Below are 16,488 nucleotides of genomic sequence, written 5' to 3' on the forward strand. Positions count from 1 at the left end.
TCGTCTGACTTTGATTGGTACATGCGACGAGTGACTCGGTGGCGTCAATCGCCGGCGCTGGCCACTGCGGACTGGCCGGTTCTGCCGGTCTGCTTGTTGGCCCGTTTCCACGCCATGATCTTTGGTCGTACCAGCCGGTAGACCAGGAGGACGATCACCACGGTGATGTAGAAGGCGGGCTCCGCGGTGATCGCCTTCAGCGACAGGGCATAATGCAGGGCCGCGGCGGCGATCACCCCATAGACCAGCTTGTGCAGCTTGACCCAGCGGACCCCGAGCTTGCGGATCGACCAGCGGTTTGAGGTGAGGGCTAGCGGAATGAGCATCACCAGGGCGGCCATGCCCAGCATGATATAGGGCCGCTTGGCGATGTCGCCGAAGATCGACGAGAAGATCAGGCCACGATCGAGCGTCAGGTAGACGGTGAAATGCGCCAGCACATAGTAGAAGGCGAGCAGGCCGAGCGCCCGGCGATAGGCGATCAGGTTCACGCCGAACAGATCGCGGATCGGCGTCACCAGCAGCCCCAAACAGAGAAAGCGCAGCGCCCAGAGCCCCAGCAGGTGCTCGAAGGTCCGGACCGGATCGGCCCCCAGCCCGCCGAAGATGCCCTGATAGAAGGCCCAGAGGCCAGGGATCAGGCCGATCGCATAGAGGGCCCAGATCGACGCTGGTCTGTAGCGGGCGGGGAGGGACGGCAGCGCCATGATCAGAACTTTACCGACAGGTCCATGCCGGAATAAAGGCCGGCGACCTCTTCTGCATAACCGTTGAAGGGCAGGGTGTTCATGCGCGCCCCGCCGAACAGGCCGGCCGCCTCGCCGATGCGCCGCTCGGTGGCCTGGCTCCAGCGTGGGTGGTCGACCGCCGGGTTCACATTGGCATAGAAGCCGTATTCGTTCGGCGCGGAGACGTTCCAGGTGCAGGGCGGCTCGTTTTCGGTCAGCGTGATCTTGACGATCGACTTGATGCCCTTGAACCCGTATTTCCACGGCACGACAAGCCGCAGCGGCGCGCCGTTCTGGTTCGGCAGGGTCTCGCCATAAAGGCCGGTGGCCAGGATCGCCAACGGGCTGCGGGCTTCGTCAAGCCTCAGCCCATCGACATAGGGCCAGGGCAGGGGCTGGAACAGGCCGCGCTGGCCGGGCATCTCTTCTGGGCGAACCACCGTCTCGAAGGCCACGTATTTGGCACTGCCCAGCGGCTCGACACGATCGAGCAGGGCTGACAGCGGGAAGCCGATCCAGGGAATGACCATCGACCACGCCTCGACGCAGCGCATGCGGTAGATGCGCTCCTCCATGGTGAAGTCCTTCATGATCTCGTCGATGCCGATCACGGTGGGTTTGGCGACCAGTCCGCCGATCTCCACCCGCCAGGGCACCGGCTTGAAGTCACCGGAGTTCTGCAGTGGGTCGGATTTGCTGGTGCCGAATTCGTAGAAGTTGTTGTAGCTCGTCGCATCTTCCTTGGACGTCACCTTTTCGGTGACCGTATAGTCGGTCGCTTTGGCCGAAAGGGCGGCGCCGAAGGCACTTGGAGCCGCGGCAAAGGCCAGGCCACCGGCCGCAGCGCCGAGGATCGTGCGACGGTTCATGTAGACCGTCTGCGGCGTGATTTCTGAGCCGGCGATCTTTGGCGGATGATAGACGGGCATGGTGCAGTCTCCCAATGTCTGCTGGATGGTCTTACATACTATACGTAGCGCAACTGATCATTGTTTCACCCATTGTAAAAGATTCTCGGCAGCCACATTTTCGTGTTCGGCCTTGGAGAGTTGTAGAGGCCGTGGCAACCGTACCGTTTTGCGCTATGCTGATAGTGACAGTTTCGGCTCTATCCACTAGGACAGGCCCAAAATCCGGCAATTCGTGCACCGTTCACTCCAAGGAACTGCACCCGACACCGGCCAAGAACCACGAAAAGATCCGAGGTAACACCGATGCCAGTCTATCGTTCAAGAACAACGACCCACGGCCGCAACATGGCCGGTGCCCGCGGCCTGTGGCGCGCCACCGGCATGAAGGACAGCGATTTCGGCAAGCCGATCATCGCCGTCGTCAACTCGTTCACCCAGTTCGTGCCGGGCCATGTGCACTTGAAGGATCTCGGCCAGCTGGTGGCCCGCGAGATCGAGGCGGCCGGCGGCGTCGCCAAGGAGTTCAACACCATCGCGGTGGATGACGGCATCGCCATGGGCCATGACGGCATGCTCTATTCGCTGCCATCGCGCGAACTGATCGCCGACTCGGTTGAATACATGGTCAACGCCCATTGCGCCGACGCCATGGTCTGCATCTCCAATTGCGACAAGATCACCCCCGGCATGCTGATGGCCTCGCTGCGTCTCAACATCCCGACGGTCTTCGTTTCCGGCGGTCCGATGGAGGCCGGCAAGGTCACCATGCACGGCAAGAAGGTCTCGCTCGATCTGGTCGACGCCATGGTGGCGGCCGCCGACGACAAGATCTCCGACGAGGACGTCGCCGTCATCGAGCGTTCGGCCTGTCCGACCTGCGGCTCCTGTTCCGGCATGTTCACCGCCAATTCGATGAATTGCCTGACCGAGGCGCTCGGCCTGTCGCTGCCCGGTAACGGCTCGACGCTTGCCACCCATTCCGACCGCAAGGAACTGTTCCTCGAGGCCGGCCGCCGCATCGTCGATCTCGCCCGCCGCTATTACGAGAAGGACGATGTCACCGCCCTGCCGCGCACCATCGCCTCCAAGGGGGCGTTTGAGAATGCCATGGCGCTCGACATCGCCATGGGCGGCTCGACCAATACCGTGCTGCATATCCTGGCAGCCGCCCATGAAGGCGAAATCGATTTCAACCTCGACGATATCGATCGCCTGTCTCGCCGCGTACCGTGCCTCTCCAAGGTCGCGCCGGCCAAGGCCGACGTTCATATGGAAGACGTACACCGCGCCGGCGGCATCATGGCCATCCTCGGCGAGCTGAACCGCGCCGGTCTGCTGAATGCCGATCTGCCGACCGTGCATTCCGCAACGCTCGGCGAAGCGATCGCCAATTGGGACATTGCCGTCACCGACAATCCCAAGGCTCTGGAACTGTTTAGCGCGGCCCCTGGCGGCGTGCCGACCCAGACGGCCTTCTCACAGTCGTCGCGCTGGGAAGAGCTCGATACCGACCGCGAACATGGCGTCATCCGCGATGCCCAGCATCCCTTCTCCAAGGATGGCGGCCTGGCCGTGCTGAAGGGCAATATCGCCCTCGACGGCTGCATCGTGAAGACCGCCGGCGTCGACGAGAGCATTTTGAAATTCTCCGGCCCGGCCAAGGTGTTCGAAAGCCAGGATGCGGCCGTCAAGGGCATCCTCAACAACGAGGTGGTCGCCGGCGACGTCGTGGTCATCCGTTATGAAGGCCCGAAGGGCGGTCCTGGCATGCAGGAAATGCTCTATCCGACCAGCTACCTGAAGTCGAAGGGCCTCGGCAAGGTCTGCGCGCTGATCACCGATGGCCGCTTCTCCGGTGGCACGTCGGGCCTGTCGATCGGCCATGCCTCGCCGGAAGCCGCCAATGGCGGCATCATCGGCCTCGTTCAGGAAGGCGACATGATCGATATCGATATCCCCAACCGCACCATCTCGCTGCGCGTCGGCGATGACGTGCTGGCCACCCGCCGCGCCGAGCAGGATGCTTTTGGCTGGAAGCCGGCCCAGCCGCGCCGGCGCAACGTCACCACGGCACTGAAGGCCTATGCCGCGTTTGCCACCAGTGCCGACAAGGGCGCGGTGCGGATCCTGCCGGAGTAATCCTTCCGGACAATCTGATTTGGCAGCGACCCGGCCTTGTGCCGGGTCGTTTCGTTTACCCGTCTCCCTCATAGCCCGAAACGACCAGGCTGACCGGCGCGTGGTCGCTGGTCTTTGACTTGGCACTCAAAACGGCATTGATCCTGTCGTGGATCTCGTGCTCCACCTTGCCCGAGTGCGGGTTGACGATCAGCGGTCCAAGGCCGCGCCGGCTCAGCGCCTCGGTAAAGGTGATATGGTCGAGCAGGATGGTGGGTGCACGTGCCGGGTCCAGCTCATCCTCGAACCGCGCCGTCCAGCGCAAATTCTGCGGATAGTCGAACAGGGCGTGATTGAGAAATTTGCGGGCGAAGAACACGTCGCCTTGCAGGACGCCGATCAGGTCGTGCAGCAGGTATTCCCGCTCCAGCAATTCCTTGCCCGGCCCGTCGTTCAGGTCGCCAATCACGAAGATGATCGGCAGTTCTTCCTGGGAGAAGCGCTTGTCGATATAATAGCGGACGTCTGTTGCCTCCGTGGTGAGCTTGGACCGGGCCAGATGCGCATTGGCCATGAACCAAGTGACATCGGCACGGTCGAAATAGGCCTTGTCGTCTTCGCCCGGCTGCCGCTTCGGCACATCGATGCCGATGTGCTTGCTCTTGAAGTGACACCCGATGATCTCCACGCGCCGCCCCTGATACGACATGACCAGCACCTGCGGGTGGCGGTAATGTTCATGCTCGTGGCGGATGTTCGCACCGACGATCTCGCCCTTCTTGTCGAGCTTCGGCGCCGAGAAAAACCATTTGCCGTTCTTGTGCCCCATCAGCGAGGCATCGGCCGTATAGGACTTCCAGATGGACAAATCGAGCAGGTGCGCGCCGGTCATTGCCCGCAGTTCCGGTTTGACCAGAAACCACATCCACTATTCGCCGAGCGTGCCATAGGCCTTGTCGTCCTTGCCTTCATGACAAATGAGTTCGTATTCCTTGAGGTATGTCTGGGCGAACTCCGCCATGACGTCGGCGCCACGGATGCCTTCGATCAGGAACAGGACATCCGCATCGATCTCCAGCACCTCGTTTCTCAGCGCCTGAAGCTTTGCTTCTGCTTCCTCTTTGGAAGGACGCGTACCGGTAAAGCTCTTGGATTTGGGCATGAACCGATCGCTCGCCACGCTGAAGGAATCGACCAGCCATTCGACATTCCAGGATGTAATCTTGAACGCCTTCGCCATGCTTCAGACCTCCGTCTCGGGACGAAGGTGAAATTAGCACGACTACAGCTTCAGAGTGTAGAGCCTATGCTAAATTCACTTCGGCCGTTCGATTCCGTCATAGATGGTCGTCAGCTCCGCAAGCCGTGTAGCATAGGCGGCCGTAAGGCAACCGATGTCGGCCTTGCATTCGCCCCTCTTGGTCAGCCATTCGATCTGCTGATCCTGCAATTGTCCTCGATTGCCCATGGCCATAAGGCCCGATAGCAGCTCGAATGTCGTTACCATCTTCACATCCATGTCGTTGAGCGCCCTGGTATCGCAGATCACCTGCTCGTCCGCCTTCAACGCCTCGGCGTCGCAATCGAAGCTTGCCGCATTCACGGGGCCTATGCCCAAGGCAAGGGTAAAGGCAGCGCAGGTGATCATCAATCGGAAGCTTGGAATGGAGCGTGACATAGGAGATCCTTTTGAGTGCAGCATCGCCCATGCAACGGCGATGCCTCCTCTTGAACGCGGCAGTCGTGCAGAAGTTCGCTTGCGGTGCAAACAAGTTTGACCACTTAAGGTCTCACTCATGCGCTTGAAAGGCGTTGGCCGACCATGCCGACGCCGTGATGGGCCATCCGCAAGCTGGACGCTCCTTGCATCTTGAGAATCAGGCTGGTCGCTGCCACTGTCGGCCGACACTTTGATGCATGCCGCCGGCGCGGCCGACGAACGGGACCCCTATGAAGCTGATCCGCAGCTATCCGATCATCGGCGCCATGATGGCCCAGGTGATTGCCGCACTTGTCGCGATCCTCCTGAACGCCGCACTCGGCGGTGTGATAGACGCCCGCCTTTTTTTCTGGGGGTCGCTGATGGTGCAGGGCGGCGTAGCGGCGGCCATAACCCGTGCGCTCGGGCTGGCGACATGGTGGGTGTGGATCGGCCTGTTTTTTCCGCTGGCGGTCTATCTGGCCCTGGCATCGGGGGATCTTCCGGCCTGGCCCTTCGGTGTGGCCTTCCTGGTCCTCTCCCTGTTGTTCTCCAATACGGCACGCGAGCGGGTGCCGCTCTATCTCTCAAACCGTCTGACGTCAAAGGCCCTGCTGTCGTTGATGCAGGAGCGCGGTGCCACGCGCTTCATGGATCTGGGGTCGGGTCTTGGAGGCGTGGTCAGGGCGATTGATGGGGACGGTCGGATTGCCGTCGGCGTTGAAACCGCCCCGCTGGCTTTCCTGGTATCGGTCATTCTGTCGAAGATCCGCGGTCGCGGCCGTATCTTTCGGCAGGATATCTGGTCGACCGACATTTCCAAGCAGGATGTCGTCTATACCTTTCTTTCGCCGGAGCCGATGGCCAGGGTCTATCAAAAAGCCAAGCGCGAAATGAAGCCCGGCAGCATTCTTGTCTCCAACAGTTTCGCTGTGCCCGGATTGGCTGCGGACGAAGTGTGGGATCTGTCTGATCGCCGCAAGACGCAGCTTTTCATCTACCGGATGACGGACGTGATCGCGGATACGTCGAAATAACCGCCCACCGAAAGCAAGACGCGGCGCCCATGCGGCCGGCAGGAAGGCGGCTTTGTCACTGCCTTGGAAATGTGCGTTTTGCCGCTACGGTGTGTCGGGCGCTCCAGGTGATCTTTGTCGTTCCAATCTGCTGGGTAGCGCATTAAGAGCTAGTTCTGGAATTTATCAGGGAGTTACCCATGCAAGGCTTGGTTCGCTTGGCGTCCGCTACGGCTTTTTTGACTGTTCTGCTGCTGCCGCCGCTGTCGGCGGCAACTGAGGTGCCGGTTGTTGTGCCCCAGACGCGGATGGAGATGCAGCTGTCCTTTGCGCCGCTGGTCAAGCAGACCCATGGCGCCGTGGTCAATGTCTATGCCGAGCGCATGGTGCAGCGGCGCTCGCCCTTTGCCGGCGACCCCTTTTTCGAGCAGTTCTTTGGCCAGCGCATGCCCAACCGCACGGAAAAGCAATCGTCGCTCGGCTCCGGCGTGATCGTCGAGGCCAATGGCATCGTCGTCACCAACAACCACGTCATCGAAGGGGCCGACGAGATCAAGGTGGCCCTGTCGGACGGCCGCGAATTCCCGGTCAAGGTGGTGCTGAAGGATGACCGGCTGGATCTGGCGGTGCTGAAGATCGAGGCGAAGGAAGAGTTCCCGGCCCTGACGATCGGCGATTCCGACCGGCTCGATGTCGGCGATCTGGTTCTGGCGATCGGCAATCCCTTTGGCGTCGGCCAGACGGTGACCTCGGGCATCGTCTCGGCGCTGGCCCGCAACCAGGTGACGGAAGGCGATTTCGGCTTCTTCATCCAGACCGATGCCTCGATCAATCCCGGCAATTCCGGTGGCGCGCTGATGAACATGCAGGGCGAACTGATCGGCATCAACACCGCCATCTTCTCCAAGGGCGGCGGCTCGAACGGCATCGGCTTTGCCATTCCGGCCAATCTGGTAAAGGTCTTCCTGGCCGCCGCCGATACCGGTGCCGCGAGCTTCGAGCGGCCATATATCGGCGCCTCGTTCGAGCCGGTGACCTCGGATGTCGCCGAAGCGCTGGGGCTCGACAAGGTGCTGGGCGCCCTGGTGGTGCGCACCGTCGAAGGCGGACCGGCCGACAAAGCGGGCCTCAAGCCCGGCCAGGTGGTCACCGCCGTCAACGGCATCGGCGTCGAGCATCCAGACGCGCTCGGCTACCGGCTGACCACGGCCGGCCTTGGAAAATCCGTGGCCCTGACGATCGCCGACAACGGCAAGGTCCGCGAACTGACCATGGAACTGGCCGCAGCCCCCGAAACCAATCCGCGTGACGAGCGCACCATTGCCGGCGCCAGCCCGTTTTCCGGCGTGACGGTCGCCAATCTGTCGCCGCGCATGGCCTATGAGCTGCGCATGCCGGCGGAGGCCACCGGCGTGGTGATCTCGAAGATTGAGCCCGGCTCGCTGGCGGCACGCCTCGGTTTCCAGCCGCGCGACATCGTCGTGTCGGTCAATGGCACGACGATCGGCTCGACCGCCGACATGGCGGCCATGATCGCCTCCGAACCCGATTTCTGGCGCGTCGAGATCGAACGCGACGGCCAGCGCATAAGGCAGATGTTCCGATGAGCGATCTGTTCGCGCCGCAGATTCCAGGCGATGTGGCGGCCAGGCGGCCGCTGGCCGACCGCCTGCGGCCGAAGACGCTCGCCGAAGTGACCGGCCAGGAACATCTGACCGGCAAGGATGGCGTGCTGGCCCGCATGATCGCGTCGGGTTCGCTCGGCTCGATGATCTTCTGGGGACCGCCCGGCACCGGCAAGACCACCGTCGCACGGCTTTTGTCCGGCGAGGCTGGGCTTGCCTTCGAGCAGATCTCGGCGATTTTTTCCGGCGTCGCGGATCTTAAGAAGGTGTTCGAGGGCGCGCGCCTGCGCCGCATGGATGGCCGCCAGACGCTGCTGTTCGTCGATGAGATCCATCGCTTCAACCGCGCCCAGCAGGACAGCTTTCTGCCTGTCATGGAAGACGGCACGGTGATCCTGGTCGGCGCGACCACCGAAAACCCGTCCTTCGAGCTCAACGCCGCTCTGTTGTCGCGCGCCCGCGTGCTGACCTTCAAGTCCCATGACGAGGAGAGCCTGGCGACGCTGCTGACGCGGGCCGAGGGCACGGAAGGCAAAGCGCTGCCGCTCGACGATGACGCGCGCGCCAGCCTGATCCGCATGGCCGACGGCGACGGCCGTGCCGTGCTGACGCTGGCCGAAGAGGTCTGGCGGGCCGCCCGCAGCGGCGAGATCTTCGACACCGAGGGGCTGACGCAGATCGTCCAGCGCCGCGCTCCCGTCTATGACAAGGCGCAGGACGGCCATTACAACCTGATTTCGGCCCTGCACAAATCGGTGCGCGGCTCGGATCCCGATGCAGCCCTCTATTATCTCTGCCGGATGTTCGATGCCGGCGAGGATCCGCTCTATCTCGGCCGGCGGCTGGTGCGCATGGCGGTCGAGGATATCGGCCTCGCCGATCCGCAGGCGCTGGTGATCTGCAATGCCGCCAAGGACGCCTATGACTATCTGGGCTCGCCGGAAGGGGAACTGGCGCTGGCGCAGGCCTGCGTCTACCTCGCCACCGCGCCGAAATCGAATGCCGTCTATACCGCCTTCAAGGCGGCGATGCGGGTTGCCAAGGAAAACGGCTCGGCACTGCCGCCCAAGCACATCCTCAACGCCCCGACCAAGCTGATGAAGGGCGAGGGCTACGGCGACGGCTATCGTTACGACCATGACGAGCCGGACGCCTTCTCAGGCCAGAACTATTTTCCCGAAAAGATCGGACGGCGACAGTTCTACGAGCCGGTCGAGCGCGGCTTCGAACGGGACATCAAGAAGCGGCTGGACTGGTGGGCCAAGCTGCGCCGCGAGCGTGGCGAAAGCTGAGCGAAACCGTTGCGCTCAGGAAGCCTTGTTGATCCGCGGTGCGGCGGTTGGCGGTGCGATCATCTTGACCGAGGAGTCGGCCAGCCCATGATGGCCCTCCATGTCGACGATCAGGTGCCAATGGGCCGTTTCGGGGATGGTCACCTTGACCGGGGATTTCTTGGCCACGCCGCCGACCCATTTGAAATCCAGCGTTTCCTTGAAGCGCTGGAAGTTCGGCGCGGTCATCAGCCGCACATTGTTGACCGCCGACAGCGTCACCTCGATGATGGCACCGGCGCGCTGTTCCTTCAGGTCGTAATGGGTAAAGCGGAAAGTCGGCTTGGACATTACTGCCCCTCGTTCGCATGGTTGTTTTTGTTGATACTAATCTACCTCGCGGCGGTTAAAGAATCGTTGTTTGACAACCGCATCCGTCACCTTGCAGTCGGCAGAATAAAAACGTGGAACCTAATGGGGCGGACCGCGTTGACTAAGCGAGACCAGACCACAGGAGACCGCCATGAGCACCAATACCTATATTGCGATTGCCGTCGCCATGATGGTCAATGCCGTGGTGTTCGGTATTGGCGCCGTCACGGTCCTGTCGATTCCGGCGCTGGCCGTGAATGCAAAATATCTCATCCCGGCGGTGGTCGTTGTGACCTTTTGCGTCACACCGTTCATCGCCTGGCGGATCGCGCCGCGTCTGCGGCTGCGATACTGGCGTGAGCGCGGCGAACTCGGCGCGTAATGGGCGATCCACCGCCCAAGACTTGAAATTCCCTCCGACCTCCACAGCCCCGTTCCAGCCCCCTGGACGGGGCCTTTTTTTGGTCGGTCGCAACAACGTTCTCAATTGGCGTCGCGCACATAGTCGAGCCGATTGCCTTGCGGCAGATGAATGAGCGACAGCGCATCGGGCGTGACCGACAGCAGCCCGTAGCAGGAGACCGCCGGCTCTGCCTCGGAGCGGACCGTCACCAGCGGCTGCTCGACGGTGGACGGCACGCCGCCACAGTCCACGCCAACCTGGAACCGGCCCTCGGCCACGGCATTGCCGTCGTAATAGTCGAACTTGCGGCCGTCCTCGACGAAGCGGATCGTGCTGCGCGCATCGTCAGAACTGCGCCAGGCGCCGACCAGGCTGTTGTAAAGCTGGCCGCGCGGCGCATCGACGGCGTCCTTTTCCGGCTCGACGGAGCGCAGCGTAATATCGACCGACGTATCGCCCTCGATCCCGAGATCGCCCGACAGCGTCACGCCGCTGTTGAGCGGAAGCTTCGCCATCTGCTCGAACAGGTCGGGCGGCGACCGCCCGTCGTCGGTCGCCACATATTTCCAGCTATCGGCCACGACCGTGCAGGCCGTCTTGCCCTCCACCGGCTCGCAGCCCTTGAAAATGCCGGTAATCGTTGTCGGCTGGCCGTAGGAGCCGGGATCGGGAATGGAAAAGGCTTCCGGCTCCCGAGGCTTGGCGGCCGGCCCCTTTGCGGCGCTGTCGGGTTTGGGCTTGCCGAACACCTCCGGCACCTTGGCCGGCACCTGCGGCGTTCCGGGCTCGGCGGTGACGCGGGCGTCCGGGCCGCTGATCTTGACGGTCAGGTCGTCGCCCGGCGTCTTGATGTCGACCTTGGCGAAATCGTCGAGCCGATAGCCGCGCGCCACGCAATCCTTCTGGCCGGTAATGTCGAATTTCTTCGGCTGGGTGCAGAACAGGTAGTTCTCGCCCTGGAACTGGCCCTTCGGGTCGATGGCGCGATAGTAGAAATACCGATTGCGCACCGGGCCCTCATAGACCTTGCCGCAGGCGCCGGGCTCGATATTCCACCAGCCCGACGATTGCCAGTCGCTCTCGCCCTTGAAGCCGATCGCCACGCTGCGCCGCACCTTGGTTTCATTGCAGAAATTCACCTCGGCCCGGGCGCTGCCGGCAGAAACGGCGAGGCTTGAAAAACCGGCGAAAAGGACCAGCGCCAGCGCACCCGACCGCCCGACAATCCTGCCACCTCTGCTCAAATCCCTGTCCGTCATGCCCCGTCCCCCACTGCCGTCGATCCCTGGATTTGACCGTAACGTTAGCGCGTGACGGGAGATTCGGCCAAGACTTTTGCGGGGTGCAGGGGCGCGATCGTTGTCGAGTCGAGGGGTGCTATGCGCTTTTCGCCAGGGCTTGCGCGATCGCTTCGGGATTGACGGCAATGACCTTGAGATAGGCGCGGGTCGGGGCGTCGGGTTCCGCTCGCCCCTGTTCCCAATCGCGCAGCGTGCCGAGCGGGATCTCATAACGCTCTGAAAACGCTTCCTGGGTCAGGCCGAGCGCGCGGCGGATGATTTTGACCCGCGGCATGCGGGATGCGGCGCGCAACTGTTCCGTGGTCAGCGGCGGATTGTCGGGATCGGCAAGCGCATTGGCTTCCGCCTCGTCGTCGCTCATGGCGTCGAGATGCGCCCAATCCGTCCCGTCTATCTTCCTAGGTGGCATTTTCGTACTCCCGGCGTTCGGCGCGCGTCGCTCTTCGTGCGGAGATGATGCGGACGATGTCGTTGCGTTCTGTATAGATCACCGTCAGGAAGACACCAGATGCGACCCCAATGATCCGACGCCGGACCTCTCCGTAGTTCAACGATCGCTCCTCGGTGTCGACAGCGAAGGGATCGTTGAAAACTTCCGAGGCGACAGCGAAGCTGACCCGGTGCTTTGCCAGATTGCTCAGGGCCTTTTGTTCATCCCACTCGAAATCTAGCATGAGCGCCTACGGATTACCAGTAGTTGCGATAAACTCTAGTTTGGCGGATTTTCGGGTTTAGACACCTGTCAATGGATAGGGGGATGTATTGGACACTGTCAATGCGGCGCCCGATCTCCTCCTTGCTGGGAAGAAAGCGAAATCGATGAATTGGCCCGATCAGGGCCAAACCTCAGATTTCGCAAGAGAGGGGCTGGGTCAGGTTTGTGCTAGGCGAACTGCGCCCCTCTCCAGGAAAATCTGAAGTTTAGGCGGCTTGCGCTCGCCTAAGCTTTCGATTTTCTATCCTCCCCCGCAAGGGGTGAGGTGGGTGGCTTATTTCGGGTGGACATAGAGCAGAAACATTGCCCCGAATAGCTATATTTAACTGGAAATCTGGTCGCGCAACTTAGTCGCTTCACGCGGCCCTTCGGGCAAACTATCGAATATTTCGTCGATTTTTCTTGGCTGGGTTATCATCGCAGTTACGATGATATCGACCAATCTGAACAATTCGAGGACAACTTCGTCATTGTCACCGAATTCAATTTCTCCTGGGTGGACCGCATTGTTTCCGACGATACGTACAATATCCAACGCCTTTATGACTCTTGCGTCCAAGCCCTTTTTGACGAGGCTTTTGATATCGGTGTTGATATTCTCTCCAGACTCACCCAACTCGATGCAGAGCTTTTGAAGCGAAAGCCGCAGCATCGCCGCTGCGCATCTCGGCGACATAGGAAACACCTTTCTGGCTTCCTCTAAGAACGGAACGACAGACAGAGGCGTGTCAGGGTTCAGGGTGATATCTACTACGAATTCTGGGTAGATAATTTTTCCGGCGAGCCAGATCGATATGTCGGAGCACGAAAAGCAAATGGACAAATCCATGTTGTGTAGTGGTCTAAAGTTGTCCCAAGAGTCCCCCGCGAATAAGAACGGCTTGCCGCTAAGACGTTGTGTGAAGAATTTTACAAGTTCGCCTTTTGTATCCGTGTTACGCTCATTTGCCTTTATGTTTTCGATTACATCAGCGCTAGGCAGCCAGGGACGTTCGTCTTTTTCATATGGGCGGGAACCAATAGAATGCCAATCCTGATGGGCATAAGCCCCGCAATGGGGGCAGCAAAATGAATCTTTACCAAGTGTCGGCGCTCGTGCTGCAGAGTTCATCGATTACTCCATTAACCAAACCCCGCGCCGAACTTAATCGACGCGGGGTTTACTTTACCTCATCACAGGCGAGCGGAAATCGAAATGAGAAAACCAATGAAGTACTGGCCAACTCACTCGTAACCCATTGATTTGTGGTGGTCTCTCAGGAATTTCCCATTGAGGACTGGCCAACTTGGATGCAAGAACTGGCCAAATCGCTTGGCCAACAAAAAAGCCGGGCAGAGGGCCCGGCTTTCTCCATCGAGGTCGGCTTCAATCAGTAGGCAGTTTCAGTTTCCGACCGTCGATAGAACGGCATTTCCCCGGCGACAAAGATCGGAATCACGCCACGACCGAAGAGTTCTTTTTCAACCGTCCAGGTTCTCAGGCCCGCCTGCGTTGAGAGGCTTCCGAGCGAAACGAACTCTCGCATGAACGCCGCCAGGTCTTTGGGATCGACGTAGTCTTGGAGATTCCGCGTCACAGGATTTCGCAATTTGACGGTCGGGATCCTCTTCTCCGCCAGCAGCACCCTTATGATTTTGCTCGATGACGGCATCAGATTGACCAGTTTATGGATAGGGATGCCGTCGTGGTCTGCACCCGTCGTGTGTTCCTTTACTTCATCGATATCCACACGGATTGCCCCGAGGCCGTGCTCACCTGATGCCACGGCGACCCGTGCTAACTTGCCCCCGAACAGGAGCTCGATCAGCTTGCCGAACGTACAGATCGCTTTCTTCCTGGCGGCCTGCAGATCAATGAGACTTCCGTCATCTTCGCACGTTACGGCTGACTGCAATTTCCGCAGGAACTCCGTGATGTCCTCAGGTGAGTGACGGTTGACGAGTGCAAATGCCCCCGTCTCGTCGGCCACATCGGCATTGATGTAACCAAGTTTCACGAGTTGCTCGAACTGTGTGCCTTTGGCATTGAGTGCAGCCTTCGCTTCGTTTGTGCTCAGGCCCTTCTTTGCTTCGGTGACGAAGCTCTCCATGGTGCCGGCATCGACGAGTATCTTCTCGAACGTCCGCTTCGAGGCTACTTCAGTGATGAGTCCGGCCGCCGCAAGAAGCTTGGTGAGCCGCGCGGGATGAATATCGTACTCCCGGGAAGCAGAATGCACCGAGTGGATCCTGCGCTCGGTCACGGGACCGAAGAATTCTTCACCGGGACCGAGGGGCAGGGTGTTGATTGCGACATCCCGCATGATGTGACGGATGGGATCATATTCATCGTCCTCGGTTTCGTATGCGAGCTTCTCGTAAAGCCGGCCGAAGAGGAAACGCCCGCCGAGATCGCTATTCTTGCGATAGAAGCTCTGTGATTTCCTGAGAAGCCAACCCCGGAACTCGTCCGCGCCTCCGGAAAGCAGGTCGAATCCGGTGCCTGCCGCCGCCGACAGTTCCCGATTGCTCAGATCTTTGGCTTGGAAGCGGATGCCATGCCGCTCCGAGGCACCGACAATCTCGCAGAGCCGGACTGCAACATACAGGGGCAGGGTATCCAACCAGGGCGAGCCGGTTGGCGTCCCCCTGAGCCGAGCTTGAACGTAGCCCTGTAGGCTGTCGGTATCCATGGCCTCCGCCTGAGACAGAAGGTCCTCAATGTTAGCTGCTGCGATCGCGAGGTTCACAGCGAAGTCGTGCATGTACTGGCGCGCGTCCTCTCCTGTTGGCGTAATCAGCTTCGTGCCGTGGGTCTCGCAGGTTCTGATTGGATACACGAGCCATTCGATACGGCCATACGCTCTGAAACCCTTCCGGCCAGCGAGGTTACGCTCGTCGTCGCGAATGCATAATGGGCAGAGCCGGAGGCGGGACCGTTCCATGAGTGCGCGCGTGAGTCTCTGGCCGGAGACGGTGCTGATCCGGTTCTCGGTTACGATAACGCCTGGAGCAACGTTCGATTTCGGCACGCCCAGAACCGAAGCGAACTTCTGCACATCCAGATCGTCGCCAACGACCAGTCCCTGAAAACGGAAACCGAGGTCGTTTGCGAAGGATCGTGAATGGCGATATCCGCACGCGGCAGCTAGCCGGGAGCAGTAGCTGGCGATGGTTTCGCCAGCGTTGAAGGGAAGAAGTTCTGCAAGCCGGGTCATTGAGGGCGTACTCCATATTTCGTTGCGTTCTTACCCTTCGATTTGAGGCGGGCTTCCTCCCAGGCTCGGTCGTCGTCGCGCAGCAGGGCCACTGCGGGTTCGAGTTCCTCCCAGTTGGTTGCTGTGAAAACGTTCTTGCTCGGCCTGCACCCTGAAAACGAGGTGTAGGTCTTGATGAAGTCGTCGAGCGCCACGTGCTCACGACTGTCGAGGATGGCCAGCTCGACCGCACCCCGGATCATCTGGACGACGGAGCCGAATTCGCCGTCGCAGGCATGCGCCATTCTCCGGAGGAAGATGTCTTTGAGCTTTCGAGGATCAGGTTCCTCGTCCCCCGCCGCATAGCTGCCGAGATCGAAACGGAGTTCCATTCCTGCATGATCCACGACGACCGTTTCCAGGATGCTGTCGATGAGATCCACGCTCCCTTCCACGTTGACCGTGTCGAACGGGATGACAGTCCTGCGATTGTAGAGCTGCTTGCGGGCAAGGAAGCTCGCGAGCGGAGGTACACCCGCGAGGATGAGACGGACGGGCCAGTCGGGCATCTGGGTGAGGGCCTTGAATGCGTCCCCAATGACCGTCGCCTGCCGGACATTAGCGGTCTCGATCGCGTTCTGCGCCTCGTCGATGACGACCCACATGACCTTGTGCACCTTGAGAAGGCGTCGGAACAGAAGCCACGCCTCGTTCTCACGGATGCGTTCTGGTGGTGTGTGACCGAGAGCCTCTAGTCCGGCGATGGCAAGGAGGCGCGGCGTGCATGGCGAACCCGCCTCCATGAAGATGACGGGATGAATGGTCACACCATCCTCGTCAACATAGGAGGCCATCGCCTTGAGGCTGCGGACATGTTTCACGATCGCCGTCGTCTTCCCCGCTCCCGATCGACCGCACACGGCGACGATGCGCCGCTTGTCGGGCTTTCCGGTGATCCGCGTTGTCACGCTTGCGACCAAGCCCATCAGGGCTTCCCTGAGGAGTTCGTCGCGATCGAGTGGGATGTATTTGTTGTATAGCTGAGAGATGCGGTCGGCGACCCCAAGGCGATCATCGCCGACGAGGCTGCGAACGCGGTCGATGGCAGCTTGGCTGCGGCGTGCTTCATGGTCTTTTTCGAAATCGGTCATTT

General features: G+C 60.7%; 17 protein-coding genes. 5 read left to right on the forward strand and 12 right to left on the reverse strand.

All coding sequences use genetic code 11. The features are described 5' to 3' along the window. Positions 1-44: 44 nt before the first annotated feature. Together msrQ and msrP are read right to left on the reverse strand one after the other, a co-directional pair. Positions 45-707 carry a protein-methionine-sulfoxide reductase heme-binding subunit MsrQ gene (gene msrQ, locus HGO38_RS19335; protein ID WP_250957534.1) on the reverse strand — a complete coding sequence of 221 codons (663 nt, stop codon included), beginning with the start codon at positions 705-707 and terminating at the stop codon, positions 45-47. Between the two features lie 2 nt (positions 708-709). Then, a complete protein-coding gene (gene msrP, locus HGO38_RS19340; protein ID WP_250957535.1) occupies positions 710-1,657 on the reverse strand; it encodes a protein-methionine-sulfoxide reductase catalytic subunit MsrP in 948 nt (315 codons plus the stop codon). Positions 1,658-1,942: 285 nt separating this feature from the next. Between msrP and ilvD the strand changes: the two genes are divergently transcribed. Beyond that, positions 1,943-3,778 (forward strand): dihydroxy-acid dehydratase, encoded by a 1,836-nt coding sequence (gene ilvD, locus HGO38_RS19345; RefSeq protein WP_250957536.1) that lies wholly within the window; start codon positions 1,943-1,945, stop codon positions 3,776-3,778. A gap of 55 nt (positions 3,779-3,833) precedes the next feature. Here the strand turns inward: ilvD and HGO38_RS19350 are convergent, their stop codons facing one another. The 3 genes from HGO38_RS19350 to HGO38_RS19360 all read right to left on the reverse strand — a co-directional run bounded on the left by HGO38_RS19350 (position 3,834) and on the right by HGO38_RS19360 (position 5,405). Continuing rightward, positions 3,834-4,682, reverse strand: a complete 849-nt coding sequence (locus HGO38_RS19350) for a hypothetical protein (RefSeq protein WP_250957537.1) — start codon at positions 4,680-4,682, stop codon at positions 3,834-3,836. A 3-nt stretch (positions 4,683-4,685) separates the two neighbouring features. Further along, positions 4,686-4,997: a hypothetical protein gene (locus tag HGO38_RS19355; protein ID WP_250957538.1), complete on the reverse strand. Its 312-nt coding sequence runs from the start codon at positions 4,995-4,997 to the stop codon at positions 4,686-4,688. A 75-nt stretch (positions 4,998-5,072) separates the two neighbouring features. Continuing rightward, positions 5,073-5,405, reverse strand: coding sequence for a lysozyme inhibitor LprI family protein (locus HGO38_RS19360; RefSeq protein WP_250957654.1), 333 nt, complete (start codon positions 5,403-5,405; stop codon positions 5,073-5,075). 302 nt (positions 5,406-5,707) lie between these two features. Here HGO38_RS19360 and HGO38_RS19365 point away from each other — a divergent pair, with 302 nt between their 5' ends. The 3 genes from HGO38_RS19365 to HGO38_RS19375 all read left to right on the forward strand — a co-directional run bounded on the left by HGO38_RS19365 (position 5,708) and on the right by HGO38_RS19375 (position 9,389). Then, a complete protein-coding gene (locus HGO38_RS19365; RefSeq protein WP_250957539.1) occupies positions 5,708-6,493 on the forward strand; it encodes a hypothetical protein in 786 nt (261 codons plus the stop codon). A 179-nt stretch (positions 6,494-6,672) separates the two neighbouring features. After that, on the forward strand, positions 6,673-8,079 hold the full coding sequence (locus HGO38_RS19370; RefSeq protein WP_250957540.1) for a DegQ family serine endoprotease: 1,407 nt from the start codon (positions 6,673-6,675) through the stop codon (positions 8,077-8,079). Next, entirely contained in the window at positions 8,076-9,389 is a 1,314-nt protein-coding gene (locus HGO38_RS19375; RefSeq protein ID WP_250957541.1) for a replication-associated recombination protein A, read from the forward strand. The genes HGO38_RS19370 and HGO38_RS19375 overlap by 4 nt, the downstream gene beginning before the upstream one ends. Positions 9,390-9,404: 15 nt before the next feature. On the opposite strand, the gene HGO38_RS19380 is transcribed toward HGO38_RS19375, so the two are convergent. Continuing rightward, positions 9,405-9,719 (reverse strand): DUF1883 domain-containing protein, encoded by a 315-nt coding sequence (locus HGO38_RS19380; protein WP_250957542.1) that lies wholly within the window; start codon positions 9,717-9,719, stop codon positions 9,405-9,407. Between the two features lie 172 nt (positions 9,720-9,891). On the opposite strand from HGO38_RS19380, the gene HGO38_RS19385 reads away from it, so the two are divergent. Beyond that, positions 9,892-10,122 carry a hypothetical protein gene (locus HGO38_RS19385; protein ID WP_250957543.1) on the forward strand — a complete coding sequence of 77 codons (231 nt, stop codon included), beginning with the start codon at positions 9,892-9,894 and terminating at the stop codon, positions 10,120-10,122. A gap of 101 nt (positions 10,123-10,223) precedes the next feature. On the opposite strand, the gene HGO38_RS19390 is transcribed toward HGO38_RS19385, so the two are convergent. From HGO38_RS19390 to HGO38_RS19415, 6 genes are all read right to left on the reverse strand, one after another. Then, positions 10,224-11,402, reverse strand: coding sequence for a DUF1036 domain-containing protein (locus HGO38_RS19390; RefSeq protein WP_250957544.1), 1,179 nt, complete (start codon positions 11,400-11,402; stop codon positions 10,224-10,226). A 118-nt stretch (positions 11,403-11,520) separates the two neighbouring features. After that, positions 11,521-11,853, reverse strand: coding sequence for a helix-turn-helix domain-containing protein (locus tag HGO38_RS19395; RefSeq protein WP_250957545.1), 333 nt, complete (start codon positions 11,851-11,853; stop codon positions 11,521-11,523). Then, complete coding sequence (locus HGO38_RS19400) at positions 11,843-12,118, reverse strand: BrnT family toxin (RefSeq protein ID WP_250957546.1); 276 nt, start codon at positions 12,116-12,118, stop codon at positions 11,843-11,845. Before HGO38_RS19400 ends, HGO38_RS19395 begins: the two co-directional genes overlap by 11 nt. A gap of 363 nt (positions 12,119-12,481) precedes the next feature. After that, positions 12,482-13,270, reverse strand: a complete 789-nt coding sequence (locus HGO38_RS19405) for a DUF4145 domain-containing protein (RefSeq protein ID WP_250957547.1) — start codon at positions 13,268-13,270, stop codon at positions 12,482-12,484. 259 nt (positions 13,271-13,529) lie between these two features. Continuing rightward, positions 13,530-15,356, reverse strand: a complete 1,827-nt coding sequence (locus HGO38_RS19410; RefSeq protein WP_250957548.1) for a TniQ family protein — start codon at positions 15,354-15,356, stop codon at positions 13,530-13,532. After that, a complete protein-coding gene (locus tag HGO38_RS19415; protein WP_250957549.1) occupies positions 15,353-16,486 on the reverse strand; it encodes an ATP-binding protein in 1,134 nt (377 codons plus the stop codon). Before HGO38_RS19415 ends, HGO38_RS19410 begins: the two co-directional genes overlap by 4 nt. Positions 16,487-16,488 lie beyond the last annotated feature (2 nt).

It is taken from the genome of Rhizobium sp. CG5 (assembly GCF_023701945.1).
In the GTDB taxonomy this organism is placed as follows: Bacteria; Pseudomonadota; Alphaproteobacteria; order Rhizobiales; family Rhizobiaceae; genus Allorhizobium.

What these genes read in the sequence shown, in the direction of transcription:
- msrQ (WP_250957534.1), bottom strand. Translation starts at nt 707, where the DNA reads ATGGCGCTGCCGTCCCTCCCCGCCCGCTACAGACCAGCGTCGATCTGG.
- msrP (WP_250957535.1), bottom strand. Translation starts at nt 1,657, where the DNA reads ATGCCCGTCTATCATCCGCCAAAGATCGCCGGCTCAGAAATCACGCCG.
- ilvD (WP_250957536.1), top strand. Translation starts at nt 1,943, where the DNA reads ATGCCAGTCTATCGTTCAAGAACAACGACCCACGGCCGCAACATGGCC.
- HGO38_RS19350 (WP_250957537.1), bottom strand. Translation starts at nt 4,682, where the DNA reads ATGTGGTTTCTGGTCAAACCGGAACTGCGGGCAATGACCGGCGCGCAC.
- HGO38_RS19355 (WP_250957538.1), bottom strand. Translation starts at nt 4,997, where the DNA reads ATGGCGAAGGCGTTCAAGATTACATCCTGGAATGTCGAATGGCTGGTC.
- HGO38_RS19360 (WP_250957654.1), bottom strand. Translation starts at nt 5,405, where the DNA reads ATGATCACCTGCGCTGCCTTTACCCTTGCCTTGGGCATAGGCCCCGTG.
- HGO38_RS19365 (WP_250957539.1), top strand. Translation starts at nt 5,708, where the DNA reads ATGAAGCTGATCCGCAGCTATCCGATCATCGGCGCCATGATGGCCCAG.
- HGO38_RS19370 (WP_250957540.1), top strand. Translation starts at nt 6,673, where the DNA reads ATGCAAGGCTTGGTTCGCTTGGCGTCCGCTACGGCTTTTTTGACTGTT.
- HGO38_RS19375 (WP_250957541.1), top strand. Translation starts at nt 8,076, where the DNA reads ATGAGCGATCTGTTCGCGCCGCAGATTCCAGGCGATGTGGCGGCCAGG.
- HGO38_RS19380 (WP_250957542.1), bottom strand. Translation starts at nt 9,719, where the DNA reads ATGTCCAAGCCGACTTTCCGCTTTACCCATTACGACCTGAAGGAACAG.
- HGO38_RS19385 (WP_250957543.1), top strand. Translation starts at nt 9,892, where the DNA reads ATGAGCACCAATACCTATATTGCGATTGCCGTCGCCATGATGGTCAAT.
- HGO38_RS19390 (WP_250957544.1), bottom strand. Translation starts at nt 11,402, where the DNA reads ATGACGGACAGGGATTTGAGCAGAGGTGGCAGGATTGTCGGGCGGTCG.
- HGO38_RS19395 (WP_250957545.1), bottom strand. Translation starts at nt 11,853, where the DNA reads ATGCCACCTAGGAAGATAGACGGGACGGATTGGGCGCATCTCGACGCC.
- HGO38_RS19400 (WP_250957546.1), bottom strand. Translation starts at nt 12,118, where the DNA reads ATGCTAGATTTCGAGTGGGATGAACAAAAGGCCCTGAGCAATCTGGCA.
- HGO38_RS19405 (WP_250957547.1), bottom strand. Translation starts at nt 13,270, where the DNA reads ATGAACTCTGCAGCACGAGCGCCGACACTTGGTAAAGATTCATTTTGC.
- HGO38_RS19410 (WP_250957548.1), bottom strand. Translation starts at nt 15,356, where the DNA reads ATGACCCGGCTTGCAGAACTTCTTCCCTTCAACGCTGGCGAAACCATC.
- HGO38_RS19415 (WP_250957549.1), bottom strand. Translation starts at nt 16,486, where the DNA reads ATGACCGATTTCGAAAAAGACCATGAAGCACGCCGCAGCCAAGCTGCC.